Origin of the sequence: Pedobacter miscanthi (genome assembly GCF_003315595.1) — a bacterium.
Classification (GTDB): Bacteria; Bacteroidota; Bacteroidia; order Sphingobacteriales; family Sphingobacteriaceae; genus Pedobacter; species Pedobacter miscanthi.
The window spans coordinates 48,038-74,566 of sequence record NZ_QNQU01000014.1 but is presented as its reverse complement, the minus strand read 5'-3'; the positions used below and the strand labels follow the sequence as shown (position 1 = coordinate 74,566).

The window sequence follows — 26,529 nt, the reverse complement described above, 5'->3', positions numbered from 1 at the left end:
GATATTTGTATGCTTAAAGGGTTTAAGCGAATTGCTTTCCTTTAACTTTACGTTCTTGCTCTGTTAAATAGATTTTACGTAAACGCATGCTTGCAGGTGTAACCTCGATGTACTCATCAGCCTGGATATATTCCATAGCTTCTTCTAACGAGAATTTAATTGCCGGTGCAATACGGGTGTTATCATCCGTACCAGAAGCACGCATGTTGGTTAAGGCTTTACCTTTTACCACGTTTACCACTAAATCGTTATCACGGATGTGCTCACCCATAATCTGACCTTCGTAAACATCAGCTCCCGGATCGATGAAGAAACGACCTCTATCCTGTAACTTATCGATTGAATAAGCGGTAGTTTGTCCTTTTTCCATTGAAACCAATACACCATTTAAACGACCAGGGATTGTACCTTTCCAAGGCTCGTAAGCTTTGAAACGGTGTGCCATAATCGCCTCACCAGCAGTAGCAGTTAATACGTTGTTACGTAAACCAATGATACCACGTGAAGGGATTTCGAATTCTAAGTGCTGTAAATCACCTTTTGGCTCCATAATTAACAACTCACCTTTACGTTGAGTTACCAACTCGATTACTTTACCAGAAACTTCACCCGGAACATCAACGATCAATGTTTCAATCGGCTCATGTTTTTTACCATCGATTTCTTTAACGATAACCTGTGGCTGACCAACCTGGATTTCGTAACCTTCGCGACGCATGGTTTCGATCAATACTGATAAATGGAGAATACCACGACCATATACCAACCACGAATCAGGAGATGCAGTTTCTACAACTTTTAAAGCTAAGTTTTTCTCCATCTCTTTGTATAAACGTTCTTTAATACGTTGAGAGGTTACTAATTTACCTTCTTTACCGAAAAACGGAGAGTTGTTGATGGTAAACAACATATTCATTGTTGGCTCATCAATACTGATTACCGGTAATTGTTCTGGTGCTTCGAAATCAGCGATGGTATCACCAATATCAAAACCATCAATACCTACAACCGCACAGATATCGCCCGAACTTACTTCTGTAGTACGGATTTTACCTAAACCTTCGAAAGTATATAATTCTTTTACCCTTGATTTTACGATTTTGCCATCACGTTTAATTAAAGTTACCGGTTGGTTTTCTTTAATGGTACCGCGGTGAACACGACCAATTGCGATACGACCTACGAAAGAAGAATAATCTAACGAAGTGATCTGCATTTGTAAAGTACCTTCGTTAATTGGTGCTGGTGGAATGTTAGCCACAACCGCATCCAATAAAGCAAAAATATCTGTAGTTGGTTTTTGCCAGTCGGTACTCATCCATCCTTGTTTAGATGAACCGTAGATAACCGGGAAATCCAATTGCTCTTCTGTTGCTTCAAGGTTAAAGAACAATTCGAAAATCTGCTCATAAACCTCTTCAGGGCGACAGTTTTCTTTATCCACTTTGTTTACTACCACAATCGGTTTTAAACCAAGGGCTAAAGCTTTTTGCGTTACGAAACGTGTTTGAGGCATTGCACCTTCAAAAGCATCGCAAAGTAAAAGTACACCATCTGCCATTTTCAGAACACGCTCTACCTCACCGCCGAAATCCGCGTGACCAGGAGTGTCAATAATGTTAATTTTTACGTCTTTGTACTGAACAGATACGTTTTTAGATACAATCGTGATACCACGCTCGCGCTCTAAATCGTTGTTATCCAATATCAGATCTCCTGTTTGTTCGTTGTCACGAAAAATAGAACAAGAGTGTAAAATCTTATCAACCAACGTGGTTTTACCGTGGTCAACGTGTGCTATAATAGCTATATTTCTAATCTTTTGCATAAAATGCGCCTCAAATTTGGCGCAAAGATAGTGTTTTGAAATGGATTTTCTACTATATCTCACACTATTTAATACGATGATAATGTTGCAATTATCTCATTTTTAAACAGAAACATACAGCATCTCATTTTTCGGCCCAATAGCAGGTTTTAACACAATGCCTCGTTCATAAACATAATGGTTAAATTAGTCCGGTTAAAAGATCAAAAATCTACCAGATACGCTATCCTAAAATGAAAATCGAAAGCCATACCATAAATGACATCAGTATTGCCGAAATTATTTCGGAAGAAATCGTAATCAATAATACCGAAGATGGATTAGACCTCCTGGGAAATTTATACTACCAGGGTTTTGATAAAATCATCATTCATCAACAAAATATCACCCCTAATTTCTTCGACCTGAAAAATGGAATAGCGGGAGAAATTCTTCAAAAATTTTCGAATTACCGCGTAAGCCTGGCTATTGTTGGCGATTTTAGCACATATCAAAACAAGAGTATTAAAGATTTTATTTACGAAAGCAATAAAGGCAAACACATCAATTTCCTGACATCAACAACCGAGGCTTTGCAGAAGTTTGGTGGTTAAGCTATTGGTTATGAACTTTGTCACATTGAGCTTGTCGAAATGTTTTTAGCAATACTTCACCCTTCGATAAGATACAATTGCCAGCCTCTAATAATAAAGCGTCGTCATCTCGAGACGGATTTAGCTTCGCTGAGCACTTACGTGGTTCTCGACTTCGCTGCACTCCGCTCGAAATGACGGTATTTTTTGAGTATACGCATTCCCCCCCGTCATTCATATTGATTCGCAACAAATTCAAGCTCAAGATGCCAATTCTGTATAAGATTACATTTAAAGATCTCTATTCAACCAGTCCAGGTAAGAAATCACGCCTAACTCTGGCCTGGCCTCACCTTCTAAAATAGCGATGAATTCCAATGCATGCCCATCGGGATCATCAAAATAAATGGCTAAAGCAGGCATCCACGCAAAAACCATAGGTTCGTGATCGCTGCTTTTAAGAAAATTATAGGGATGGAGGTTATTAGCTTCTAAAAACTGAACAGATTTATTCAGTACATCATCAACATCGCAACAGAAGGCAAAATGCCTGATATCGATTTCATCTTTTGGCTTTTCCCAGATCCCCAGCATGGCTTCCTGCGGTTTACCGATCCAGAAAAAGGCAATTCTTCGCCCTTCTTCATAATGGCATTGTGCTAAACCCAAAACATTGCTATAAAAATCAATCGATCTTTCCAAATCCTCCACATAAATATGTGTTTCAAATAATCCTTTTATCATACGATGAAAGTAGGAATAACTAACTCCTGCTAAAAATCATGTTTTTCGATACTTGCATCAATAAAATTGATATACACCAGAAATGGGTTACCAAAAACACCTACGCTGTATTAAGATAAAATCAAGGGCAGCATGAACAAACGGTTTTTAAAATATACAGCAAGATTTTTCATCATGTTTACGGCTTTGATCGGGATTTATTTCCTCACAGCCTTTTGCTGCTCACGAATCACTGTAAACCCTAATCCTGCAAACCCAAAGGAAATTGCCATTTACATTATGACGAATGGTGTACACACCGACATTGTAGTACCTGCAGTTACCGAACAGATAAACTGGACGAAAGAAATCAGTTATCAGAATACGTTAGAAGCCGACAGCACTTATCAATACCTGGCCATGGGCTGGGGAGATAAAAAGTTTTACCTCGAAACACCCGAATTTTCGGATCTGAAACTCAGCAATGGTTTAAGGGCCATATCCGGTTTAAGCACATCGGCGATGCATACTACCTATTACAAAAACATCAGGGAAGATGCCAGCTGTAAAAAAATCATGATCAGCAAAGCGCAATACCTGCTATTGATCGATTACATTTTAAGTTCATTTAAAAAAGATGAAGCAGGGCACCTGATCAGGGTTAAATCAGATATCCATTACGATATAGGCGACGCTTTTTACGAAGCCAAAGGTAGTTACAGCATTTTTAAAACCTGTAATACCTGGGCCAACGGTGCATTAAAAAAGTGTGGTCAGCGCAGTTGCTTATGGACGATTTTTGATACGGGTATTTTTTTGAAGTATAAGTAATTTCAATACCGTCATGCTGAATTTATTTCAGCATCTTCTTGCTAAAGACCCTGAAATAAATTCAGGGTGACGAAACGCAGGAGAATAAATAGAAGTTAATCAACGTTACTAAACCTCAAACGCCCAATCCAAAAAAGCAGGCATTACACTTTCCCAGGTGGGTACATCATGTTTACCACCTACTTTTTCATAATAAAAAACATTTTCAGGTCTTTTATAACCTTTATCGAGAAGGATTTTTACAATATCAATGGTATCATCAATCGAATCGATGATCATGTTTTTATTCCTGTCAGCTTTTTCATCCTCCGTTCCGGTCATTAACCAGAATTTCATATCGGGTTTGGTTGTGGTATTTTCAATTTTCGCATGCATAATGCGGTCGGCATCGGTATAACCATCTGCCAGGTCTTTTTTTCTCCACCAAAATGCACCTGAAAAAACTCCAATGGCATCAAAAGCGGAAGGATTATTCCATGCAATATCAAAGGCAGATAAACCACCCAAAGAAAAACCTGCAAAACCCACTTTTCCTGAAATCGGCATCGCAATTTTCTTTTTTACAAAAGGGAGGAGTTCTTTAATTACAAAATCGCTGTAAGCTTGCGCTTTGGCGCCGCGACCTTTAAAATCGGGTACTCCGGCAACGCCATATTCCATTAAACGTTCTTCGGATGCTTTAATGGCCACAACAACCAGCCTGTGGTTTCTTTTACCATGATGCGCATCTTCCAAAATCCGGCTAAAATCCATTTTAGCTACATCCTGACCATCGTTTAGCAGTAAAAGCTCTATTTTCTCATTCCCTAAAATACCTTCAGGAGTATAAATATCTATCTCCACCTCGTGCTTTAAATAAGCCGATGGAATTTTAAAGTTGTTAATATTAACCTTTACCGATAAAATTGTTGTGTACATCATAATCAAATCCCCTAACACGTGGCTGTAGCCCCAGAATTTCGGTGCAAAGGTACAAATCTCGCTAAACTATTAATTACCAAACCTTAATTTTTACAATATGCTTTGATTTGCATCAATTATGCGCTTAAACAATTCTTTTTACAGATTTAAATTTATATCTTAAATCATTCAATTTTTATTATGGTTAAAGAAGAACATAAGAAATGGTACAGCCCGAATTTAAGTGGCGAAATCGACATGCTCATCTTTGGTCACGGTGGTATCCCTATCCTACTGTTCCCCACGAGCATGGGGCGATATTTTGAAAATAAGGATTTCAGGCTGATCGATTCTGTTGAAGGATTTATCAATGAAGGAAAAATTAAGATCTATTGCCCGGATGGCGTCGACAAATTGAGCTGGTACAACAAAAGTATCCATCCTGCAGACCGGGTGAAGAACCACATTTGGTACGACAAGTATTTATTGGAAGAAGTTGCCCCTTTAGCACGGCATGAAACCGGACACAGCAAAATTATTACGGCTGGTTGTAGTTTCGGAGGTTATCATGCGGCAAATTTCGCTTTCCGGCATCCCTGGCTGGTGAGCCACATGTTTAGTATGAGCGGTGCTTTCGATATTTCGGGACAACTGGATGGTTTTTACAACGACGATGTGTATTTCAACAACCCTGTAGATTATCTGTTAAACAACAGCAACCCCGAACTGCATTATATGAAAATTGTGTTAGGCACAACCGACCGCGACATGTGCCGGCCGGATAACGAGCGTTTATCAGACATTTTAAGCAAAAAAGGAATTGACCACTGGCTGGATATCAGGCAAAATGCCGACCACGACTGGCCAATCTGGCGAGAAATGTTTCCGAATTATATTGCACAGCTTTAGGTTAGTCCTTAGTCCCGAGTCCTAAGTCTAAAGTCGATTAAATCGTATCACTCAAACAATTAACAGATTAACCAGTTAAACAATTAACCATATTGGGTTAAACCATTAAACTTAATTATACCAATGAAAAAAATAGGGATTTTATTCGGGCAGGAGCGTTCTTTTCCTGAAGCCGTAATTGAAAGGATCAACCAGAAAGCAGAAAAAGGCATTACTGCCGAAGCTGTTAAAATCGACAAAATATTTCAGAATGCACCTTTGGGTTATTCGGTAATTATCGACCGGATTTCACAGGATGTGCCTTTCTACCGCGCATCGTTAAAAAATGCTGCCATTACCGGAACCGCCGTAATTAACAATCCATTTTGGTGGAGTGCCGATGAAAAGTTTTTCAATAATGCACTGGCCGAACAGATTGGTGTACCCGTACCTAAAACAGCATTAATTCCTTCGAGAGAACACCCTACAGGAACCACGTCCGAATCGTTCTCTAACCTCGAAATGCCGTTAAATTGGGATGCCATTTTCGAATATGTGGGTTTTCCGGCCTATATGAAACCTTATGACGGTGGCGGCTGGAGAGATGTTTATAAATTACACAATAAAGAAGACTTTTTTGATAAACACAGCGGCACACAGCAACTGGTAATGCTTTTACAGGAAGAAATCATTTTTGAAGAATATTTCAGGTGTTATTGTATTGGCGGCAAACATGTTCGCATTATGCAGTACGATCCGCGCAACCCGCACCATTTGCGTTATGCAACGGAGGGAAAATCGCCTGATCCGAAATTGCTTAAAACAGTAGAAGAATACACCCTTAAATTATGCCAGTATTTAGGTTACGATTTTAATACCGTCGAATTCGCCGTACGTAATGGCGTTCCTATTGCGATTGATTTTTGTAACCCTGCTCCAGATGCCGATATTAAAAGCGTTGGGCAGGAAAATTTTGACTGGGTAGTAGAAACCACAGCAAATTATGCCATCGAAAGGGCGAGAGCACAAAAAGACGGGCAGGATAATTTAACCTGGGGCGAATACATTAAAGCTTCTGTTGGTGGTAAACCTTTAATTGCAAAAGCGGCGCCCAAAGTAGCTAAAACTGCCGCGCCGAAGAAAGCCACCGAAACAGAAAAAGCACCTGCAAAACCTAAAAAAGCAGCACCAAAAAAATAATTGGGATTTAAATTCTAATCAATATTAACATGAACGAGTTTACGCTGGGCATTGAAGAAGAGTACATGGTAATTGATCCCGTTACCAGAGAACTTACTTCGCATGACCAAAAAATTGTAGAGGCCGCACAAAAAATACATAAAGACCAGGTAAAGGCAGAAATGCACCAGGCCGTGGTAGAGGTTGGTACCGGCATCTGCAAAACCACCACCGAAGCCCGCAAAGAAATTTCGCAGCTGCGTTACACCGTTTCGCAGCTTGCCGGAGAACAGGGCTTGAGGATTGGTGCTGCAGGCACACACCCATTTTCGCACTGGGAAAAACAGCTGATTACCGAACATCCCCGGTACAACGAAATTGTTAACGAACTGCAGGAAGCCGCCCGCTCAAACCTCATTTTCGGCTTACATGTACATGTAGGTTTTCAGTCGCGCGAGTTGGCTATCCATATCGCCAACCAGGTGAGGTATTTTTTACCCCACGTTTTTGCCCTGTCAACCAATTCGCCTTTCTGGGAAGGCAGAAACACAGGTTATAAATCATTCAGGACTAAAATATTTGATAAATTTCCGCGTACCGGTATCCCCGATATTTTTAACAGCATAGAAGACTACGACAATTATGTAAAACTGCTGATTAAAACCAACTGCATGGATAATGCCAAAAAAATCTGGTGGGATATCCGTGTACATCCGTTTTTTGATACTGTTGAATTCAGGATATGCGATTGCCCCATGTTGATTGATGAAACCATGGCTTTTACAGCACTATTTCAAGCATTATGTGCCAAATTGTATAAACTTCGGTTGCAGAATATGGAGTTTATCAGTTACTCCAGGGCATTAATCAACGAAAATAAATGGCGTGCTGCACGTTATGGTATTGATGGTAATTTGATCGATTTTGGTAAAGAGATGGAAGTAAACTGCCGCAACCTCGTGCTAGAATTATTAGATTTTGTAGATGATGTGGTGGATGATTTAGGTTGCCGTGAGGATATCAGTTACGTGCATAAAATCCTCGAGCATGGTACTGGTGCCGACAGGCAGTTGGCTGTTTACCAGCAAACTGGTAACTTTGAGGCCGTGGTAGATTACATTACCACCCAAACACTTATAGGCGCAAAGTAATTTTACAATGGATAAAAGAAGCTTAAAGGTGGCTGTTATTGATATGAATAATGGCGCACCTAATCAGGGCATGCGGGGTATTCAGGAGATTTTATCCCGTTTTAAAAACGAAAACCATATTGGTTTAAGCTTTGATATTTTTGATTTAAGGCAGAAAGGCGAAATACCGGGCATTGAATATGATGCCTATATTTCGAGCGGCGGTCCGGGGAGCCCGATTGAAAGCAAAGGCGAGAAATGGGAAAATGATTTCTTTAACCTGCTCGATCAGATTGAAGCTTTTAACCGGGAAAATGAGGACAGAAAAAAATATGCTTTTTTAATCTGTCATTCCTTCCAATTGGCTTGTAGGAAATACGAATTGGGCAATGTAACCGAGAGGAGATCTAATGCTTTTGGGATTTTCCCCATTACGCTGACCGACGATGGAGAAAAAGATGAAATTTTTAATGGCATCACCAATCCATTTTTTTCTGTTGATAGCCGCGACTGGCAGGTGATTGAACCCGATTTTGAAGCTTTTGAAAAAAAAGGTGCTAAACTTTTAGCCATCGAAAAAGAACGCAAACATGTTGATTTGGAACGCTGCATGATGTCGATCCGCTTTTCTCACGAAATTATTGGTACACAGTTTCACCCCGAGGCCGATCCCGTAGGTATGAAAATGTATTTATTACAGGAGGAAAAGAAAAAAGCGATTGTTGATATGCATGGGGAACAGAAATACCTCGATATGCTGAACAGTTTGGATGATCCGGCAAGGATTGTACTTACACAAAGCATTATTTTGCCTAATTTTTTACAAAAAGCAATCGGGAACCTCCAAAAATCGTCATTGCGAACAGAAGAAGTAGATTGAGCGATTGGGCGAAGCAATCTTTCTTTCACCAACTTGTCATTTCGGCCTCAACTTGTCTCGTCATTTCGACTGGAGCACAGTGGAACGGAGAAATCCATTAAACAACTTTATGATAATTATCAATAGATTTCTCCACTACGGTCGAAATGACGGTTCTGTTTTGACTAATAAATTGTAAACTAAATACAACTATGATACCTGTACAGCGCAAAAAATACAACCAGCAGTTTACTACTGAAAAGTATCAGGCTTTTTTAACTCAACTTGTTTTAGGCTATCCTGAAATTCCTTTCCGTGTTGCAGAAACTCCGATTTTTGTTCCAAAGGCATTAAAGGAAAAACTGATTGCTGCAGGCGAAGAAATTATCAATCTGATTAAACAACCCAATTTTAAAGCACTTACGCAAAAAGCAATCCCGACCGATTGGAATGTACCAAACGAAAACGAACAGCCACACTTTTTAACTTTCGATTTCGGGATCTGCAAAAACAAAAATGGCGAACTTATGCCAATGCTGATAGAAATGCAGGGTTTCCCGTCATTATACGGCTTTCAGCACCATCTGGCCAAAACATTTAAAGCAAGTTTCGAAATAGATGATTCGGTCAATTATTTTTTAAATGGCTTTAACGAAGAAAAATACGTTGAGTTACTTAAAGAAGTAATTATTGGCAAACATCGGCCTGAAGAAGTAGCATTGATGGATGTAGATGCACCAAATCAAAAAACGGCTATCGATTTTTTCGTCACCCAGAAATTACTGGGCATCAAGATTCTGGCATTAGAAGATATCAAAAAAGTAGGCAAACAGTTATTTTACGAAGATAATGGTAAGCAGATCCGCTTAAAAAGGATTTATAACCGTTTAATTTTTGATGAAGTTGCCGATAATACCGAAATTTTTAAAAATAGTTTCGATCCGCGTGAAGAGTTGGATATCGAATGGGTAACGCACCCTAACTGGTTCTACCGGATCAGCAAGTATACCATGCCTTTTTTGAAAAGTGAATTTGTACCCGAAACACGCTTCCTGAACGAAGTAAAAGCCATTCCAGCCGATTTAGAAAATTATGTACTAAAGCCATTGTTTTCTTTTGCGGGCATGGGGGTGATTATCGATGTAACTGAAACAGACATTACCAGTATAAAAGATCCCGAAAACTGGATTTTGCAACGTAAAGTAAACTACGAACCTGCTGTTGAAGCTCCTGATGGTGGCGTAAAAGCAGAAATCAGGATGATGTATTTATGGCCCGATGGCGGCGAGCCTCAACTCTGCATAAACCTCGCCAGGTTAAGCAGGGGTAAAATGATCGGTGTCCGTTATAATGCCGATTTCGATTGGGTTGGGGGCACAGTTGGATTTATGGAGGAGTGATTCTCCTTTTCTTAACCACAGAGCACACAGAGAAAAGACACAGAGAAATAATTTTTCCGTGTTTTCGGTGAATCCGTGGCAAAAAATAAAAAATAGTGGAAGCGCCAATGTTATTAATATTCATTCTGCCACGGAGACACGGATAGCACAGAAAACTGCTCCGTGTCCTTGATGTAAACTTAGTGTCCTCTGTGGTGAAAACAAGCAATATATTTACATTCAACTGAACACCAAAGCACTAAAAGCCCTTATATTTGTGTTATGGATATTCAAACGATTTTAGTCTTTTTACTTTTTGCGGTAGCATTGGTATATGTTGGCCGTTTGGTTTTTAAATCTTTACAGGTAAAAAAAGATGGATGCGGCGGAAATTGCAAATGTGGTGTAGATTTTTCCGATATTAAGCCCGTAAAAAAATAACGTCCCATTTTTATGATCCATCAGTTTAAAGAATACTTTCAATCAAAAATAGAATTAACTGATGAGCAGTTCGATAGTATTTCCAGCCCCTTAAAAGTCAAGAAATTCGAAAAAAACGAAATCATACAATATAAAGGCGACATCTTAAAGTATGGCTTTTTTGTAGGCAAAGGTTTATTAAGGTCTTACTCCATCGATTCGAAAGGCAAAGAACATATTATTCAGTTTGCACCCGAAAACTGGTTCGTTTCCGATCGTAACCAGATGCACAATGAACCTTCCGATTTTTTTATCGAAGCTATAGAAGCAACAGAAGCTGTTATTGTTCCTGATAATTTTATGAGTGAGGCTTCTCGTAAAGTGCCCTGTTTACTGGCCTTAAATGTAACCATGCTGCACAATTCTATCCGCTTTATGCAAAAAAGGATCAACATGCTTTTAAGTGCAACCGCCGAAGAACGCTACCTCGATTTCATCAAACTTTATCCTAACCTTACCCTCCGCGTACCTCAATGGATGATTGCTTCTTACCTGGGTATTACTCCTGAATCATTAAGCCGCGTGAGAAAAGAATTGGCGAATAAACATTTTAGGCCATAAGTTTAATTTTTGAATGAGTGAATTTTGAATGATAGAATTTTGAATGAGTAAATAATTTTGAATGAGTGAATGTTTTAATTAAACCTAACATTTCAACTTTACAACCTCTAACCTTTCAACATTACAACAAATTAACGAATGTGTGAGTTTTGAATGAATGAATGGGCCTGCGAAGTTTAACCTTCCAACCTTAAAACAAATTAATGATTGAATTTTTATTGAACGAATGGTTTTCAACATTTAATCAATCTATCCTTCTTTCATTCAATCCTTCATTCATTTCTTCAATCATTCATTCCTTCAATCATTCAATCAATTACTTACCATACATCAATCCCAACTTTAAACCTGCGCTGTACTTTTGTGTTGTAAATATTAAACATCTCAAAAAAACAAAAGATATGGCAACTACAAAATGGACATTAGATCCAACCCACAGCGAATTACAATTTAAAGTAAAACACTTGATGATTACTACTGTAACCGGTAGTTTAAAATCTTTCTCTGCAGAATTAACATCTGAAGGTGACGAATTCGAAAATGCAGAAATTTCTTTCAAAGGCGATATTGGTTCGATTGATACCGGAAATACCGATCGTGATAACCACTTAAAAAGCGGAGATTTCTTTGATGCAGAAAAATTTGCCCACATCGAATTTAAATCCAGTTCAGTAGAAAAAGACGGTGGTGATTATATTGTTAAAGGTGATTTAACCATTAAAGGCGAAACCAAACCGGTAAAATTAACAGCTGAATTTGGTGGTATTGCTACCGATCCATGGGGAAATACCAAAGCTGGCTTTACCTTAAGCGGAAAAATCAACCGTTCTGAATTTGGTTTAACCTGGAATGCTGCTTTAGAAACCGGTGGTGTAATGGTAAGTGAAGAAGTTCGCATTTTAGGCGAATTGCAGTTTGTAAAAAATGTATAAGCGATAGGCGTTTGGCGAGCAGCGTAATTCCCGCCAAACGCCAAACGCATAACGAAAGGTTCCGATAATGGAAACAAAACAAATAAAAAACGTACTTAAAGCACCTGCGCCGCACATGGTTGGCGATGGTTTTAGGGTACACAATTTTTTCCCAGGCGGCTACGAAATCGATATGAGTCCATTTTTCTTATTGGATTATGGTTCAAAAATCGAGTTTTCGGCACGCAAAAAACCCCGGGGTGTTGGTGTACATCCGCACCGGGGTTTCGAAACTGTAACCATTGCCTATCATGGTGCCGTTGCGCATCACGATAGTTCAGGAAACAGTGGTGTAATCTATCCGGGCGATGTACAGTGGATGACCGCGGCAGGTGGTGTATTGCACAAAGAATACCACGAAGAAAATTATAGCCTAACTGGCGGACCTTTTCAAATGGTACAGCTATGGGTAAATCTTCCGGCAGCAAATAAAATGTGCCGGCCAAAATACCAGACCATTAAACAGGCCGATATGGCTCATTTTGATTTGCCTGAAAATAAAGGGAAGATTGAAATCATCGCGGGCAATTATAATGGCATAAAAGGCAATGCTACAACTTTTACTCCTATTGAGCTGTATAATGCACGATTGAATAAAGGTGGGGAGGCCACTTTTAATTTTCCAGAAAATTTTAATACCGGATTTATGGTGATTGAAGGCTCGGTTAAGGTTAATGGTTCCGAAAACATAGCAGCCGATAACTTTATTTACTTTGAAAATAAAGGCGAAGAAATTAAATTAGAGGCACTAGAAAACAGTGTGATCCTAATTTTAAGCGGAGAACCTATTAATGAGCCAATTGTTCAATATGGTCCGTTTTTGATGAATACTGAGGCCGAAATCCGTCAGGCAATAGAAGATTATAATCAGGGGAGATTTGGTTATTTAGAGGAATAATTACAGCAAACATCCTGCTGAACTTGTTTCAATTTAAATTATTAGAGCCGGCATTTTTATAAAATCTGCCGGCTTTTTTATACCTGTTTAGAAACAGAGCCGTAAAAACAGTATATTAGGATAAACTAACGATCACTCATCCCAGCCGCTTCTTTTCATCATTCATTCAATCTTCATATTAGTTAGTGACTTTTGATTATAAATCAGAATAGAAAAATGTCCGGAAAACAAATATTTCAAACTGAGACTAAAAGACGCTGGAATACTTTTACATGGGTTAGCCGCACTTTCTTTTTAGTTTTCATTGGCGCTATCATTTGCGTAGTGTATACCCTATCGTCGGTACAGGCACCCAATTTACCATTTATTGATACGAATTCCCCTTTAACCCAAAAACAGCTGAATAAGTTAAAAAAATCTCAGCAGTACAAAGATTTCGCTATTCAAAAATCGCAACTTCAGAAAATCAAAAAAGACCGTGAGCACCGCATTCTAACCCACCGCGGTAACAGCAAACGGATTAATATGGCTTTTTATGTAAGCTGGGCTGCAAGTAAAGAATCATCTATATCGGATTTAAAGCGCAACATCAGCCATTTAGATATGGTAGCTACCGAATCGTTCTTTTTAAATGGCGATTCAATTGTAAACAAAGTTGATACTGCAGCACTAAATGTTATTCATGCAGGAAAAAAATCAGCCATTGCTGTAGTTTCCAACTATAATAAAGACCATTGGGATGGTGCAGCGGTAAGGCGCTTGCTAAATAATTTACCTGCACAGCAAAAATTAATTTATGATCTGATCGCGATCACTAAAAAATATGGTTACTGTGGTATAAATATCGATTTTGAAGAGCTTAATCTCGAAAACAGCGATAGTTTTAATGCTTTCATGAAAAATTTGTACAGTCAGTTTCATGCCGAAAAACTGATTGTTTCGCAGGATATTTCACCTGAAAATGACGATTATAAACCAGAAATACTTCAAAATTACAACGATTATATCGTTTTGATGGCTTATGATCAACATACCGATCAAAGTAATGCTGGTGATATTTCGCACCAGGAATGGGTTGAAGAAAAACTCGACGATATCTGCAGCAAAGTAGATGCTGATAAAGTAATTTTGGCCCTGGCCTGTTATGGCTACGATTGGCCAAACAAAAGCGTTGGTCAACCGATTACATACGAACAGGCCATGACCACTGCTGTTAATTACAAAAGCAAAATCAATTATAATCCTGCTTCTGCCAATTTAAATTACAGCTATAAAGATGGCAGTGGCATTAATCACGAAGTTTATTTTACCGATGCAGCAACCTATTTTAACCTTATCCGTAAGGCCGATGACTGGAATATTGCCGGTATAGCGCTGTGGCGTTTAGGTTCGGAAGATAAACGTTTATGGTCTTTCATTTCCAACGATCTTAGCCTCGATACCTTAAAGAAAAAACCTTTCGATCTGCGTAAAATAGCTTCACTCAACATGGGAGGCATTTCTTACCTGGGCGACGGCGAAATATTGGATTTAATTTCTACACCAACTCCCGGTAGTGTAAAATTTACCTTGAATAAAGATGATTTTTCTATTGCCGACCAAAAATATATCAGGTTACCTGAACAATATGTAATTAAAAGATTTGGTGAGGCTGATAAAAAAATCGCCTTAACCTTTGATGACGGGCCAGATCCTGTTTATACTCCGCAGGTATTAAATATTTTAAAACAGGAAAAAGTACCAGGCTGTTTCTTTGTGGTGGGCATTATGGCCGAAAAAAACATGGAACTTTTGAGGCAGGAATATAATGATGGCTACGAAATCGGCAACCATACCTTTTTCCACCCGGATATGTCGGCCATCGGCCCAAGGCGTGTACAGTTTGAGCTGAATGCTACCCGCCGCTTAATCGAAGCGGTTACCGGCCACAGTACCATTTTGTTCCGTGCGCCATTTAATGCTGATGCCGAACCACAGAATATTTCAGAAATTTTACCGGTTGCACAAAGCCGTAAAGAAAATTATATCAACATTGGAGAATACATCGATCCTGAAGATTGGGAGCCCGGAAAAACCGCCGACCAGATTTTTAATGAGGTGGTAAAACAACAGGACAACGGAAATATCCTTTTATTGCACGATGCAGGTGGTAACCGCGAAGCTACAGTTGCCGCTTTACCCAGAATTATCAAATTCTTTAAAGCTAAAGGTTATACTTTTACTACCGTTGGCGATTTAATGGGCAAAAAAAGATCTGAGTTAATGCCCGCCGTTAAATCAACTGCCAACAGCGGCTTTTCTGGTTCGGGGGATTATTTTTTCATCAATTTCTTTTACTACGGAAATATGATCTTAAACATCATCTTTTCTGTAGCAATTGTACTGGCCATTTTAAGGACTATTTTTATTGCTTATCTGGCCATCAGACAGCGAAAAAGAGCAAAACGCAATGTAGGTAAACTAATTGCCCAGCCATCTGAAAAAGTGAGCATTATTATCCCTGCTTATAACGAAGAAATTACTGCGGTACATACGATTAACAGCCTTTTAAAAACCACCTATCCCAATTTCGAACTGATTTTTGTTGATGATGGATCGAAAGATAAAACCTTCGAAATTATTAACCAACATTTTGGCAACCATCCGCAGGTAAAGGTTTTCAGAAAAGAAAATGGGGGTAAAGCATCTGCATTAAATTACGGGATTGCAAAAGCTTCTTCCGATTTTGTAATCTGCATCGATGCCGATACCCAGCTAAAAAATGACGCGGTTACCGAGTTGATGCGTTATTTCTACAGCGAAAAAATTGCTGCCGTAGCCGGAACCGTAAAAGTTGGGAATGCTCACAATATCATCACCAAATGGCAGTCTATAGAGTACATTACGGCTCAAAATATGGACAGGCGTGCTTTTGACCTGTTGAATACCATTACCGTTGTTCCCGGGGCAATAGGTGCATTCAGAAAAAGCGTAATCCTCGAAGTTGGCGGCTTTACTGTTGATACACTTGCCGAAGACTGCGATTTAACCATGCGTATTTTAAAAGCAGGGTATAAAGTTAAAAACTGCGATAGTGCAATTGCTTACACGGAGGCCCCTGAAACGGTAAATATGTTGTTGAAACAACGTTTCCGCTGGAGTTTTGGTGTAATGCAGAGCTTCTGGAAAAACAGAAAAACCTTGCTGAATAAAAAATATGGTTATTTTGGAATGGTAGGAATGCCGAACATCCTGATTTATCAGATCATTTTACCATTATTTTCTCCATTGGCCGATCTTTTTATGCTGATTTCGTTAATCAGTGGCTTATTTTCACTGAGTGCCATCAATAATTTAACATTAACCGGTTTTTCAGGCATTTTAAGCTTGCATAACGGTTTTGGTCAGGTGTTATTTTATTATATTATCTTCATTGTAGTGGATATGTTTTTTGCGGCTATTGCCTTCCGGATGGAAAAAGAAAAATACACCAACCTGCTTTACATTTTCCCTCAGCGCTTTTTTTGGAGACAATTAATGTATGTAGTATTGTTCCGTTCGTTCAGGAAAGCAATAAAGGGTGAACTGGAAACATGGGGCACCTTGAAAAGAACCGGTAATGTAAAAGAGCAAACGAATTAAAAGTCTTAAGAGAAGTCAAGTTTTAATAAACTTGACTTCTTTTTTACTCATGAATTGTCCCGATGGGACGGCCAGGAAAAATAATCCTAAATCGTCCCGTAGGGACGTTTCGTGGGTAGCAAATAACATTTTGTTATTTGCGCAACGTTCCGTAGGAACGTTTGGTATTAAAAACGTTAACAACATCCCTATCCCTGCCACATAAACCTGATTGGAGCGAATGCCGATTTTTCATCGGCAGCAGCGTAAAGCAGGACTGAACAATCCTAAGACCACTGCACTTGCTTTTCTAAAAAAAGGTATATAACAAAGAAGTCAAGTTTTAAAACCTGACTTCTCTGGTTATAACGAATAAAAACATAAACAATTAATACTAAGTACTTTAAAAATATTTATTATTGTTAATGGAAAATTCTAATCAAACATCATTTTCAATTAAAAAGGTGTTATTGATCGCCCTCATTGCCAGTACTTTAGATGGTTTAGCAGCAGTGATATTCCTGGCTAAAATGAACTTTACTGGTGTATTCCAATATATCGCGAGTGCCATTTTGGGGAAAGATGCTTTTTCAGGAGGAATTAAAACAGCACTTATAGGCTTAGCGTTACATTATTTCATTGCTTTTAGCTTTACCCTATTTTATACGTTTGCGGCTACAAAAATAACTTTACTTAAAAGGCATTTTATACTACCAGGTATTATTTATGGTTTACTTGTTTGGGCAGTTATGAACTTAATAATTGTTCCGCTCACCAAAATACCACATGCGCCGTTTCATGCCGAAAAGGCCATTTTGAATGCTGTAATCCTGATTTTCTGTATTGGTTTGCCGATTTCTTATTTAACGGCCCGCAAAAATTAATTAAGCCTTTTCGATTAAACAAACGGCATAAGCAACAACGCCTTCTTCCCTGCCAATAAAGCCCATCTGCTCGTTGGTGGTTGCCTTGATCGAAATATCTTCGGTAGAAATGCCAATTGCATCGGCGATATGCTGCTGCATGGCAGGAATATGTGGATTAATTTTAGGTGCTTCAAGGCAAAGCATAGCATCAATATTTCCTACCTGCCAACCTTTTTCGGTCAACAGCTTAACGGTTTCCTGCAATAAAATCAAGCTACTGATGCCTTTCCAACGGTCGTCGGTATTTTTAAAGTGGAAACCAATATCGCGTAAATTTGCCGCACCTAAAAGTGCATCACAAATGGCGTGAAGCAAAACATCGGCATCAGAATGGCCATAGGCGCCTTTGTGATGATCTAATGTAACCCCACCAACTACAAATGGATGCTGATCTTTTAACTGATGAACGTCGAATCCAAAGCCTACTCTAATTTTCATGGAAATTTTGATTAATTGTGAACACGCTAATCAGTTAATACAGCTGAATTACTTTTTAACGATCCTTTTTTCGCCAAAGTTAAACAATAGACCAAAACGTAGGGTATTTGCAAGCGGACTTGTTTGCGCATTTGCAATTAAATAGGAGAAATCGATATTAAAAACGTTGTATTTTAAACCCAGGCCTAATGTAAAATAGCGGCTATCGCCCTTCATCGGGCTTTGGTAATTGTAACCAGCCCTTACGGCAAACTGCTGATTGTACCAGTATTCCAGGCCTGTTGAAATGCCAACCTCCTTTAGTTCTTCTTTAAAGCCTCCGGGCGCATCACTAAATGAACCAAAAATTCCGGCAGGTACCGAACGGTTAGGATCTTTTCCACTTACAATGTTATTGTTAGAGTCGTATATCGGCTGGGTTGGCACCAAAAGTTTATTAAAATCAAGTGCAAAGGTGATGGTACTGAAATCATCTACAGTAATGGTAGACGCACCACCGAGCTTAAAATTGGTAGGCAAGAAAAAATTCTGTCCACCATCAGAATAGCTCATTTTCGTTCCGATGTTCGAGATATTTGCTCCTGCAGAAAGCACGGCCTGTTTGCCAAAAAGTGTTGTAGAAGTTTTATATAATCCAGAAACATCAACAGCTACCGCGTTTCCGCTATGTACCTGCCCGGATGATGAGAACTGCCCTGAAACCAGATTTGAGTTGATGTACCTTAAAGAAGTTCCCAAAGAAAATTCTTCGCCAAAATTACGGGCAAAAGAAACATCAAAGGCCAGCTCATTTGGGTTAGAAATACCAAGATCCTGCTGATTGATATCGGTTAGCTGGATAGAACCAAGCGAAAAATATCTTAATGAGGCGCCAATGGTATTGCGGTCGTCTAATCTATAAAAACCGCTTAAGTAAGCAAGGTTGATATCAGGCACAAGATTTTTTAACCACGGACTGTAAGAAACAGAAAATCCATAAGGTTTATCTAAAAAAGCAAGTTTCGAAGCATTTATACTGGCTGAATTTACATCTCCTGCAACGGCCACACCAGCATCACCCATGGCTCCGGCACGGGCATCAGGCGTAATAAGCAGAAACGGAACTGCCGTTATAATATTATTTGACTCGCTACCGTTTGTCTGGGTATTACCTATGGTTACCTGTGCATTTGTTTTACCAAATACCAAGGCCATTGAGAGTGCAGAAAAAGCAAGTTTACTAATGTACTTGAAATTCATCCTTTAAAGGTACGTAATTTTAGATTTCGGTATTAAGCATAAATCAGAATATATACTGTAACGCAAAACCAAAACTTATATTTCACCAAATTACGAATTCTATGATTATTTACTAATTAAAGCTACTATTTTTACACGGGGGTGTGACAAGCAAAAACACAAAATACTGTACAACAATATATTAGAAAATTTTTATATTCACCTGGGTATGGTTATAATTTTAATTTAAACCGGCTAACAGTCAATTTTGAGTGGCAAATCCGGTCTATACTTGATCTGAAACAACAAAAATTACGGGTAAACATATATTTTAGCTTCAAATGATGTAGAAATGTTAAGGTGCATTCGATTCAGCAGGTTATCAGTGAACAAAAAGCAGGCTATATAATTTATTTCTTTAATCCTAACAGAAAGCCAAAAACTATACTCAACAATAATAAAAAACCATTTTATTTAGCTTATTTATAATTATTTAGCTAAAATTTCGTTTAAAATAGAAACAGACACAATACGCCATAAAATAATACGTTATGGGTTAAAAATATAATCGGTATTTTATTGTCACATAATTTATATATTCATTTAAAATTTGTTTAATTTTATCGTCTGAATTGCCTATAGGTCAATTTTCCCAACGTATTATATGAAAAAACTATTACTATATTCTTTTACCTGTTTATCATTGGCCGCCCTGCTTTCGAGTTGTAGCTCAAAAGGTGGGAACAGTTCGAGCAAAACAGGTATTCCTTATGCAGATAGGAAAAGTAAAAATAACCAGTCTGGTGCATTTGCTGTAGCCACTCAATACAAAAGGGCACCAGGACCAGGTTTGATCCCGATTGAGGGTGGGGTGTTGGTTGTAGGTGGCAGCGCCATTGAGGTACCGGGTGTTGAGCCAAACATTTACAATTACAAAAGACAGGTTACCGTTCCTTCTTTTTACATGGACGAAACTGAAGTTTCGAACACGGATTGGTTGGAATATTTACACTGGATCAGGTACAACTTCCCTGAAGACCGCGAGTATTATTACAATGAACTTCCTGATACACTAGTATGGCGCCGTGCCTTATCTTATAACGAGCCTTACGTAGATAACTACCTTCGCCACCCGGCCTACCGCGATTATCCGGTTGTAGGTGTTTCTTGGGAACAGGCTTCGCGTTATTGCGAGTGGAGAACATCGAGAGCCAACGAATTTATTTTACGCGAAAAAGGCATTTTAACAGATTATAAAACATTGGCTGGTAATGGAAAAGCCAATAACAATAATGCTACAGCTGCAGCACCAAAGCCAACTAATCCATTTAATACTGATGCTTATTTGAACGGGCAGTATGATGATAAAGGTAAAAATGCGCCTGTTGATTATAATACCAAATCGGGTGCCGCTACAACTACTGCCGGAGCAGCAACAGCCAGTACCGGTAAAAATGGCCAGCCAAGAAGAACTGCAACATTAGAAGATGGTGTAATTATGCAGCCATATCGCTTGCCTACAGAAGCTGAATGGGAATATGCAGCTTTAGGTTTGATCGGTAATACAGAATACGAGAACATTAACCAGAATAAAATCTATCCGTGGAATGGTTTGGGTGTGAGTTCAGCCAAAAAGAAAACCAGGGGTATGATTCAGGCCAACTTTAAACGTGCGCCTGGTGATTATATGGGTGTTGGCGGTTCATTGAATGATAAAGGAGATTTAACCGTACCGGTAATCCAGTACACACCAAACGATTTCGGATTATACAACATGGCCGGAAACGTTAACGAATGGGTTAATGATGTTTACAGAACAGGTACATTTACCGATGCTGATGCATTTAACCCTTACCGTGGTAACTATTTTACCAACAAAAAATTAGAAGACTCGCAGAACGGAAAGATAGCGCTTGATAAGTATGGCAACCCGCTTAAAGAAAATGCTTATTCAGGAAGAAAACAAACCTGGGCTGAAAAACAGGCGCAGGCAAAACGTGCTGATTCGATTTCTAAATCCACTGATCCGCAGGCTGTAACTGCAACGGCTTCTACAAGTTACCAGGCCGATCAGAGGGGTTACCGCGATAACCAGAAGCTTTTACTTAATGAAGAAGGTGTAACCCTGGTAAACGATAAATCGAGGGTTTATAAAGGCGGTTCGTGGAATGACATGGCTTACTGGTTAAACCCGGCAACACGCCGCTTTATGCAACAGGATGAATCATCGGCAGAAGTTGGTTTCCGTTGTGCTATGACGATGCTTGGCGCTCCGGAGATTAGTACTGCAGGTAAAAGAAGTTTTAAAAATCCACCGCAGAAACCTTACAGGGTTAGCAGAGGCAAATAAATTAAAAAGGTCCCGATAACTTCGGGACCTTTTTTTATGCGTTGTATTAAACAAAATTCATCATCTAGAACGGAACGCAGTGAAGTGGAGAAATCTATCTTAAGACAGATCTCTCGGCTACGTTACACTTCGCTCGAGATGACGAATCGCGGGCGATTTAGCCTTCGCAACGACGTATCGTAAAGCAAACTCTACTTAAACTGCACCAATATCTGGTTCTTCTCTACTTTATCTCCCTGTTTAACCAATATTTTTTTAATTACCCCATCGGTTGATGATTTTAAGATGTTCTCCATTTTCATGGCTTCGAGGATAAGCAGATTATCCCCTTTCTTCACTTCGGCATTTTCTTCAACCAGCACTTTCAATACCAGGCCAGGCATTGGGGCTTTAATTTCAGAAACTTTATTCGCAGCTAAATTATCCAGCCCCAGTTGTTTTAATAGCGTATCAAACTGATCTTCTACACTAATCTGGTAAATGTTCCCGTTAACTTTTATTTTGCAGGTTTTATCAGCTTTGTTAAGCTCAATAAGCTCGGTATTAAAAGAATTATTCTGATATAAAACATGCGTGCTATTGTTGCCAATTTTGCTCAGATCAACCTGAACCGGATTTCCGTTTACCAAAAGAACTGAATCTTTATCTTCTATTTCGAATAAAAACTGATCGTTTACTTTTACTTTATGCATGGCTTATTGAGTTAAGGCAAATTGAACCAGGTTTGCGCCCATTTTAAGCGCTTTGGTCCGCGTTTCCTGTGTATCTTCAGGATAGGTACCAAAGTCTTCCCAGCCGTTCCCTAAATCGCATTCATAAGTATAATAACAAACCACCCGGCCTTTATAAATCAGGGCAAATCCCTGCGGACGTTTATTATCATGCTCGTGGATTTTTGGCAAACCTGCAGGAAATTTAAATTTCTGGTTATATATGGCATGGTTGGCCGGTAATTCTACAAAACTTAATTCAGGAAATACTTTTTTCATCTGCGGCCTGATAAACTTATCCAGTCCGTAGTTATCATCAATGTGCAGAAAGCCGCCACCGGCCAGGTATTGCCTCAGATTTTTCACTTCCTGATCGCTGAATACTACGTTTCCATGCCCTGTCATATAAATAAAGGGGTAGTTAAAAATTTCTTTCGAACCCACTTCAACAATGCTTTCTTCGGGATAAAAATTAGTTTTAAGATTAGTATTACAATAAGAAATTAAGTTGGGCAACGCCGTGCGGTCGGCATACCAATCGCCCCCACCGCTGTACTTTAATTTTGCCATCCGATAGGTAGGTGGAAAAGCGCTAAAAGAAAAGAGCAAAAAGCTGAAAGCTGAAAGGCCAAAGCCTAACATAAAAAGCTTTATCGTTTTTGAAAACTGAAAACTGGGAATTGAAAACTTCAAACTTACTATCGGTTAAGGTAATTGATTTCAAAACAAACAGCCAATGCAGCCGTTTCGGTGCGTAACCTGTTATCACCTAAAGTTAGTGCTTTAAAGCCTTTGTTCAAAGCTAAATTCACTTCTTCTGGTGTGAAATCTCCTTCGGGACCAATCAGTATGAGATATTTTTGATGCGGAGCTACCAATTTCGATATATATTGCTTTTCTCCGTTATCGATACAATGGGCAATCAGTTGCTCTCCTTCAAAAGGTTCTTTTAAAAAATCGTTAAAAGAAATGGCATCGTTTAATTTGGGATGGTATGCTTTGATGGATTGTTTTACGGCAGAAGTGATTACTTTGTTCAGACGGTCTTCCTTAACGATCCTACGTTCTGACCGATCGGTAATAATGGGTGTAATTTCATCAATGCCCAGTTCGGTTGCTTTTTCTAAAAACCATTCGATGCGATCGATATTTTTAGTTGGGGCAACGGCTATATGCAGGTAATGGTTCCTTTTATGAAACTCCTTTTCTACATTTAATATAGATAACGAAACTTTTTTCGGATTATCGGAAGTAATTTCGGCGGTATAAAACCCACCTTTTCCATCAACCAGGTTAACAACCGAGCCCACTGCAACGCGTAGTACCCTAACGCAATGTTTACTCTCTTCTTCGTTAAGGGTGTAAGTATTCTGGGTGATATCTGGCGTATAAAAAATATGCATCGTTGAAATTAGTGATTATCAACCATATCTTCTTTATTTATGACTAGCTCTAATTTGATGGTTTCGATATTCTGCTCTGTTTTTTTAAGAATGGTAAACAGGTAACCGTACGATTCGTTGCTTTCGCCAACTTCGGGGATACGCTCAAAAATGTGTGAAACCAAACCACCTACAGTGTCAAAATCTTCATCTTCGGGTAAATCGTGTGGTAAATGCTCATTTACATCATAAACCGTTGCAAATGCATTTACGATAAACTCATTATCCGAAACTTTTTCTACCAATGGTTTTTCTTCATCATATTCATCCTGGATTTCGCCAACCAGTTCTTCAACAATATCTTCTAATGTAACCATACCGGCCGTACCACCAAACTCATCCAAAACAATGGCAATCTGTATGCGGTTACTTTGCAGTTCGCTCATCAGATCATTGATCTTTTTGGTTTCTGTTACGAAATATGGTTTACGGATAATATCATTAACGGTCCAGGTTTGATTGCCGGCAGCCACTAATGGCAGGATATCTTTTGCATGGATAATACCCACAATTTTATCCATTACATCATCGTAAACCGGTAAACGCGAATAGCCTTCTTTGATAATGGTATCAATTACTTCTTCTTTTGGAGAAGTTAATTCGATACCGGAGATCTTCGTTCTCGGTACCATGATATTTTTCACCACACGTTCGTTAAAATCGAATACGTTTTTAATCAGTTCGTGCTCATTGTTATCCAATGCACCGCTTTCTTTACCCTGATCAAGCAGGTATTGTAATTCTTCGGTACTGTGGATCGATTCGTGCCCTGCAGAAGTATCAATACCAAAAGGTTTTAGGATGATGGAGGCAAGACTGTTAAGTGTCCAGATGAATGGACGGAAAACCACATAAAACAATTGCAGCGGCACAGACACGAAAAGTGTTGTAGCCACTGGTCTTTGTATAGCGAATGATTTTGGAGCCAGTTCGCCAAATACAATGTGCATGATGGTGATTAGAGAGAAAGCTACAATGGTTGATGCCGTGTGGATACTTGCATCACTCAGTCCCCAGTGCAAACTATCAAAAAGATTTTTAAAGATAGTATGCATAACGCCTTCACCAACCCAACCTAAGCCAAGTGATGCAAGCGTTATACCTAATTGCGTTGCCGCTAAATAACCGTCGAGATTATGGATAATGGTTTTAGCCATTTTACCTACCCTGCTGCCCGATTTTGCTTTAATTTCTATTTGTGATGCGCGGACTTTTACGATGGCAAACTCTGCTGCCACAAAAAAACCATTTAACAGTACCAAAAATAAGGCGAAGAACAAACGCCAGCCAACCGATCCTGTATCTGGTTCCTGTAAGGCTACCAAAACTACATTTGCTGGAGGCAATATTGTACTTAATGCTGAATTTAAAAACAAACAGACCGTGGGTAAATCCATTAAGCTAATTCTCTAAATGTTGTGTTATAAAGTTCTATACTTTCTTTAATTACCTTATGTGCATAACGAACACCCAATAAATGTTCGATGGTTACATTTTTATCCTCCAGGGCTTTATAATCCTGAAAGAAACGAACAATCTCTTTCATTTGGTGCGGAGGTAATTCGTCTAAATCATTGATGTAGTTTACCGACATATCGTGAGCGGCAACAGCGATAATTTTATCATCCTGCTCTCCGTTATCAACCATGTGCATTACACCTACTACCTTAGCCTCGATCAATGTCATTGGATATACATCAACCGAACAAAGTACTAAAATATCTAACGGATCTTTATCATCGCAATAAGTTTGCGGAATAAAACCATAATTAGCTGGGTACATTACTGATGAAAAAAGAACCCTATCCAATTTAATCAGGCCTGATTCTTTATCTATTTCGTATTTTGCTTTTGAACCTTTTGGAATTTCAATAATTGCGTTAACAATTTCCGGAACGTTTTTTCCAGGGGATACGCTATGCCACGCGTGGGTTTCTTCTTTTGCCATTTTTAATTTAAATCTGTTTTATCCTCTTCGGTACCACTCACTACTTTTCTTTTTACAAAGGTAATTAATAATGGTATAGTTGTAATAAGGATAAAGCCAATAATAATATATAATAAATAATCGTTTATTTCTTTTTCGAATCTTCTGCCCAAAAAGTAGCCAAGTAAAGTTAAGGAGCAGATCCAAAGCACACCGCCAACAATATTGTACAAGGCGAACTTTTTAAACTCCAGTTTTACTACTCCAGCAAAAATCGGTGCAAAAGTTCTAACAATAGGTACAAAGCGTCCCATAATTAATGCGAAAGCTCCCTGTTTGTTATAATAATCTTCTGCGGCTTTTAAATAACGTTTCTTAAAAAAGAAACTGTCTTTTCTGGTATACAATAAGGGGCCTGTTCTTCTACCAAACCAATAGCCCGTAAAATTACCCGAAATTGCCGCAACACAAAGTCCGGCTAAAAGGAGGGCAATATTTACATCCAGTTTACCGGTTGCCACAAACATTCCGGCTAAAAACAACAGATAATCACCAGGGAGAAAGAACCCGAAAAAAAGGCCCGTTTCTGCATAGATAACAAATATGACGAGATAGAAACCGCCCTCCCTCAATAATTTCTCGGGGTCAAGTAGTTGATGCAGGTTATTCCAAAAATCGTGCATATTCAATTATTCGTAAAACTACAAATAATTATTAAA

Annotated in this window: 25 protein-coding genes; 14 read left to right on the top strand and 11 right to left on the bottom strand. The window is 38.9% G+C overall.

All coding sequences use genetic code 11. The features are described 5' to 3' along the window. Window positions 1-22 precede the first annotated feature (22 nt). Entirely contained in the window at window positions 23-1,828 is a 1,806-nt protein-coding gene (typA, locus tag DRW42_RS16605) for a translational GTPase TypA (protein ID WP_113949955.1), read from the bottom strand. 233 nt (window positions 1,829-2,061) lie between these two features. On the opposite strand from typA, the gene DRW42_RS16600 reads away from it, so the two are divergent. Next, window positions 2,062-2,421, top strand: coding sequence for a DUF4180 domain-containing protein (locus tag DRW42_RS16600; RefSeq protein WP_113949954.1), 360 nt, complete (start codon window positions 2,062-2,064; stop codon window positions 2,419-2,421). Between the two features lie 270 nt (window positions 2,422-2,691). On the opposite strand, the gene DRW42_RS16590 is transcribed toward DRW42_RS16600, so the two are convergent. Then, window positions 2,692-3,144: a VOC family protein gene (locus tag DRW42_RS16590; protein ID WP_113949952.1), complete on the bottom strand. Its 453-nt coding sequence runs from the start codon at window positions 3,142-3,144 to the stop codon at window positions 2,692-2,694. Between the two features lie 132 nt (window positions 3,145-3,276). On the opposite strand from DRW42_RS16590, the gene DRW42_RS16585 reads away from it, so the two are divergent. Continuing rightward, window positions 3,277-3,954, top strand: coding sequence for a TIGR02117 family protein (locus DRW42_RS16585; RefSeq protein WP_113949951.1), 678 nt, complete (start codon window positions 3,277-3,279; stop codon window positions 3,952-3,954). Window positions 3,955-4,062: 108 nt separating this feature from the next. Here DRW42_RS16585 and DRW42_RS16580 read toward each other — a convergent pair whose 3' ends face one another. Continuing rightward, window positions 4,063-4,875 carry an alpha/beta hydrolase gene (locus tag DRW42_RS16580; protein WP_113949950.1) on the bottom strand — a complete coding sequence of 271 codons (813 nt, stop codon included), beginning with the start codon at window positions 4,873-4,875 and terminating at the stop codon, window positions 4,063-4,065. Between the two features lie 180 nt (window positions 4,876-5,055). On the opposite strand from DRW42_RS16580, the gene DRW42_RS16575 reads away from it, so the two are divergent. The 11 genes from DRW42_RS16575 (at window position 5,056) to DRW42_RS16525 (ending at window position 17,683) form a co-directional block, all read left to right on the top strand. Further along, the gene (locus DRW42_RS16575) at window positions 5,056-5,763 is read left to right on the top strand and encodes an esterase family protein (protein ID WP_113949949.1); all 708 of its coding nucleotides are present in this window, start codon (window positions 5,056-5,058) and stop codon (window positions 5,761-5,763) included. A gap of 123 nt (window positions 5,764-5,886) precedes the next feature. Beyond that, window positions 5,887-6,942, top strand: coding sequence for an ATP-grasp domain-containing protein (locus DRW42_RS16570; RefSeq protein WP_113949948.1), 1,056 nt, complete (start codon window positions 5,887-5,889; stop codon window positions 6,940-6,942). A gap of 29 nt (window positions 6,943-6,971) precedes the next feature. After that, on the top strand, window positions 6,972-8,072 hold the full coding sequence (locus DRW42_RS16565; RefSeq protein ID WP_113949947.1) for a carboxylate-amine ligase: 1,101 nt from the start codon (window positions 6,972-6,974) through the stop codon (window positions 8,070-8,072). 7 nt (window positions 8,073-8,079) lie between these two features. Further along, complete coding sequence (locus DRW42_RS16560) at window positions 8,080-8,931, top strand: type 1 glutamine amidotransferase (protein ID WP_113949946.1); 852 nt, start codon at window positions 8,080-8,082, stop codon at window positions 8,929-8,931. Window positions 8,932-9,122: 191 nt separating this feature from the next. Continuing rightward, window positions 9,123-10,310 (top strand): ATP-grasp domain-containing protein, encoded by a 1,188-nt coding sequence (locus DRW42_RS16555; protein WP_113949945.1) that lies wholly within the window; start codon window positions 9,123-9,125, stop codon window positions 10,308-10,310. 261 nt (window positions 10,311-10,571) lie between these two features. After that, complete coding sequence (locus DRW42_RS16550) at window positions 10,572-10,730, top strand: FeoB-associated Cys-rich membrane protein (protein ID WP_082458743.1); 159 nt, start codon at window positions 10,572-10,574, stop codon at window positions 10,728-10,730. Between the two features lie 12 nt (window positions 10,731-10,742). Continuing rightward, complete coding sequence (locus DRW42_RS16545; RefSeq protein ID WP_113949944.1) at window positions 10,743-11,330, top strand: Crp/Fnr family transcriptional regulator; 588 nt, start codon at window positions 10,743-10,745, stop codon at window positions 11,328-11,330. A 401-nt stretch (window positions 11,331-11,731) separates the two neighbouring features. Beyond that, window positions 11,732-12,262: a YceI family protein gene (locus DRW42_RS16540; RefSeq protein WP_113950053.1), complete on the top strand. Its 531-nt coding sequence runs from the start codon at window positions 11,732-11,734 to the stop codon at window positions 12,260-12,262. A 67-nt stretch (window positions 12,263-12,329) separates the two neighbouring features. Continuing rightward, the gene (locus tag DRW42_RS16535; protein WP_113949943.1) at window positions 12,330-13,199 is read left to right on the top strand and encodes a pirin family protein; all 870 of its coding nucleotides are present in this window, start codon (window positions 12,330-12,332) and stop codon (window positions 13,197-13,199) included. Window positions 13,200-13,415: 216 nt separating this feature from the next. Further along, window positions 13,416-16,820, top strand: coding sequence for a trifunctional glycoside hydrolase family 18/polysaccharide deacetylase/glycosyltransferase family 2 protein (locus tag DRW42_RS16530; protein ID WP_113949942.1), 3,405 nt, complete (start codon window positions 13,416-13,418; stop codon window positions 16,818-16,820). Window positions 16,821-17,224: 404 nt separating this feature from the next. Next, window positions 17,225-17,683, top strand: coding sequence for a DUF1440 domain-containing protein (locus tag DRW42_RS16525; RefSeq protein ID WP_113949941.1), 459 nt, complete (start codon window positions 17,225-17,227; stop codon window positions 17,681-17,683). Here DRW42_RS16525 and ispF read toward each other — a convergent pair whose 3' ends face one another. Further along, window positions 17,684-18,163 (bottom strand): 2-C-methyl-D-erythritol 2,4-cyclodiphosphate synthase, encoded by a 480-nt coding sequence (gene ispF / locus DRW42_RS16520; RefSeq protein WP_113949940.1) that lies wholly within the window; start codon window positions 18,161-18,163, stop codon window positions 17,684-17,686. A gap of 48 nt (window positions 18,164-18,211) precedes the next feature. After that, window positions 18,212-19,402: a type IX secretion system outer membrane channel protein PorV gene (gene porV / locus DRW42_RS16515; protein WP_113949939.1), complete on the bottom strand. Its 1,191-nt coding sequence runs from the start codon at window positions 19,400-19,402 to the stop codon at window positions 18,212-18,214. 643 nt (window positions 19,403-20,045) lie between these two features. Here porV and DRW42_RS16510 point away from each other — a divergent pair. After that, window positions 20,046-21,731, top strand: coding sequence for an SUMF1/EgtB/PvdO family nonheme iron enzyme (locus tag DRW42_RS16510; RefSeq protein ID WP_113949938.1), 1,686 nt, complete (start codon window positions 20,046-20,048; stop codon window positions 21,729-21,731). Between the two features lie 191 nt (window positions 21,732-21,922). Here DRW42_RS16510 and DRW42_RS16505 read toward each other — a convergent pair whose 3' ends face one another. From DRW42_RS16505 to DRW42_RS16480, 6 genes are all read right to left on the bottom strand, one after another. Continuing rightward, window positions 21,923-22,423, bottom strand: a complete 501-nt coding sequence (locus DRW42_RS16505) for an acyl-CoA carboxylase biotin carboxyl carrier protein subunit (protein ID WP_113949937.1) — start codon at window positions 22,421-22,423, stop codon at window positions 21,923-21,925. A 3-nt stretch (window positions 22,424-22,426) separates the two neighbouring features. Continuing rightward, a complete protein-coding gene (locus DRW42_RS16500) occupies window positions 22,427-23,011 on the bottom strand; it encodes a DUF4159 domain-containing protein (protein WP_425273478.1) in 585 nt (194 codons plus the stop codon). A 128-nt stretch (window positions 23,012-23,139) separates the two neighbouring features. After that, window positions 23,140-23,844: a 16S rRNA (uracil(1498)-N(3))-methyltransferase gene (locus DRW42_RS16495; RefSeq protein WP_113949935.1), complete on the bottom strand. Its 705-nt coding sequence runs from the start codon at window positions 23,842-23,844 to the stop codon at window positions 23,140-23,142. Window positions 23,845-23,852: 8 nt separating this feature from the next. Further along, window positions 23,853-25,163: a hemolysin family protein gene (locus tag DRW42_RS16490; protein WP_482811916.1), complete on the bottom strand. Its 1,311-nt coding sequence runs from the start codon at window positions 25,161-25,163 to the stop codon at window positions 23,853-23,855. Between the two features lie 116 nt (window positions 25,164-25,279). Further along, the gene (locus tag DRW42_RS16485) at window positions 25,280-25,831 is read right to left on the bottom strand and encodes an inorganic diphosphatase (protein ID WP_113949933.1); all 552 of its coding nucleotides are present in this window, start codon (window positions 25,829-25,831) and stop codon (window positions 25,280-25,282) included. Window positions 25,832-25,833: 2 nt separating this feature from the next. Next, entirely contained in the window at window positions 25,834-26,493 is a 660-nt protein-coding gene (locus DRW42_RS16480) for a DedA family protein (RefSeq protein ID WP_113949932.1), read from the bottom strand. Window positions 26,494-26,529 lie beyond the last annotated feature (36 nt).

Coding starts and splice junctions, on each gene's coding strand:
- DRW42_RS16565 (WP_113949947.1), top strand. CDS start 6,972: ATGAACGAGTTTACGCTGGGCATTGAAGAAGAGTACATGGTAATTGAT.
- DRW42_RS16575 (WP_113949949.1), top strand. CDS start 5,056: ATGGTTAAAGAAGAACATAAGAAATGGTACAGCCCGAATTTAAGTGGC.
- DRW42_RS16600 (WP_113949954.1), top strand. CDS start 2,062: ATGAAAATCGAAAGCCATACCATAAATGACATCAGTATTGCCGAAATT.
- ispF (WP_113949940.1), bottom strand. CDS start 18,163: ATGAAAATTAGAGTAGGCTTTGGATTCGACGTTCATCAGTTAAAAGAT.
- DRW42_RS16555 (WP_113949945.1), top strand. CDS start 9,123: ATGATACCTGTACAGCGCAAAAAATACAACCAGCAGTTTACTACTGAA.
- DRW42_RS16495 (WP_113949935.1), bottom strand. CDS start 23,844: ATGCATATTTTTTATACGCCAGATATCACCCAGAATACTTACACCCTT.
- DRW42_RS16505 (WP_113949937.1), bottom strand. CDS start 22,423: ATGCATAAAGTAAAAGTAAACGATCAGTTTTTATTCGAAATAGAAGAT.
- DRW42_RS16530 (WP_113949942.1), top strand. CDS start 13,416: ATGTCCGGAAAACAAATATTTCAAACTGAGACTAAAAGACGCTGGAAT.
- DRW42_RS16540 (WP_113950053.1), top strand. CDS start 11,732: ATGGCAACTACAAAATGGACATTAGATCCAACCCACAGCGAATTACAA.
- DRW42_RS16485 (WP_113949933.1), bottom strand. CDS start 25,831: ATGGCAAAAGAAGAAACCCACGCGTGGCATAGCGTATCCCCTGGAAAA.
- porV (WP_113949939.1), bottom strand. CDS start 19,402: ATGAATTTCAAGTACATTAGTAAACTTGCTTTTTCTGCACTCTCAATG.
- DRW42_RS16585 (WP_113949951.1), top strand. CDS start 3,277: ATGAACAAACGGTTTTTAAAATATACAGCAAGATTTTTCATCATGTTT.
- DRW42_RS16535 (WP_113949943.1), top strand. CDS start 12,330: ATGGAAACAAAACAAATAAAAAACGTACTTAAAGCACCTGCGCCGCAC.
- DRW42_RS16525 (WP_113949941.1), top strand. CDS start 17,225: ATGGAAAATTCTAATCAAACATCATTTTCAATTAAAAAGGTGTTATTG.
- DRW42_RS16570 (WP_113949948.1), top strand. CDS start 5,887: ATGAAAAAAATAGGGATTTTATTCGGGCAGGAGCGTTCTTTTCCTGAA.
- DRW42_RS16590 (WP_113949952.1), bottom strand. CDS start 3,144: ATGATAAAAGGATTATTTGAAACACATATTTATGTGGAGGATTTGGAA.
- typA (WP_113949955.1), bottom strand. CDS start 1,828: ATGCAAAAGATTAGAAATATAGCTATTATAGCACACGTTGACCACGGT.
- DRW42_RS16560 (WP_113949946.1), top strand. CDS start 8,080: ATGGATAAAAGAAGCTTAAAGGTGGCTGTTATTGATATGAATAATGGC.
- DRW42_RS16480 (WP_113949932.1), bottom strand. CDS start 26,493: ATGCACGATTTTTGGAATAACCTGCATCAACTACTTGACCCCGAGAAA.
- DRW42_RS16545 (WP_113949944.1), top strand. CDS start 10,743: ATGATCCATCAGTTTAAAGAATACTTTCAATCAAAAATAGAATTAACT.
- DRW42_RS16550 (WP_082458743.1), top strand. CDS start 10,572: ATGGATATTCAAACGATTTTAGTCTTTTTACTTTTTGCGGTAGCATTG.
- DRW42_RS16580 (WP_113949950.1), bottom strand. CDS start 4,875: ATGATGTACACAACAATTTTATCGGTAAAGGTTAATATTAACAACTTT.
- DRW42_RS16500 (WP_425273478.1), bottom strand. CDS start 23,011: ATGGCAAAATTAAAGTACAGCGGTGGGGGCGATTGGTATGCCGACCGC.
- DRW42_RS16510 (WP_113949938.1), top strand. CDS start 20,046: ATGAAAAAACTATTACTATATTCTTTTACCTGTTTATCATTGGCCGCC.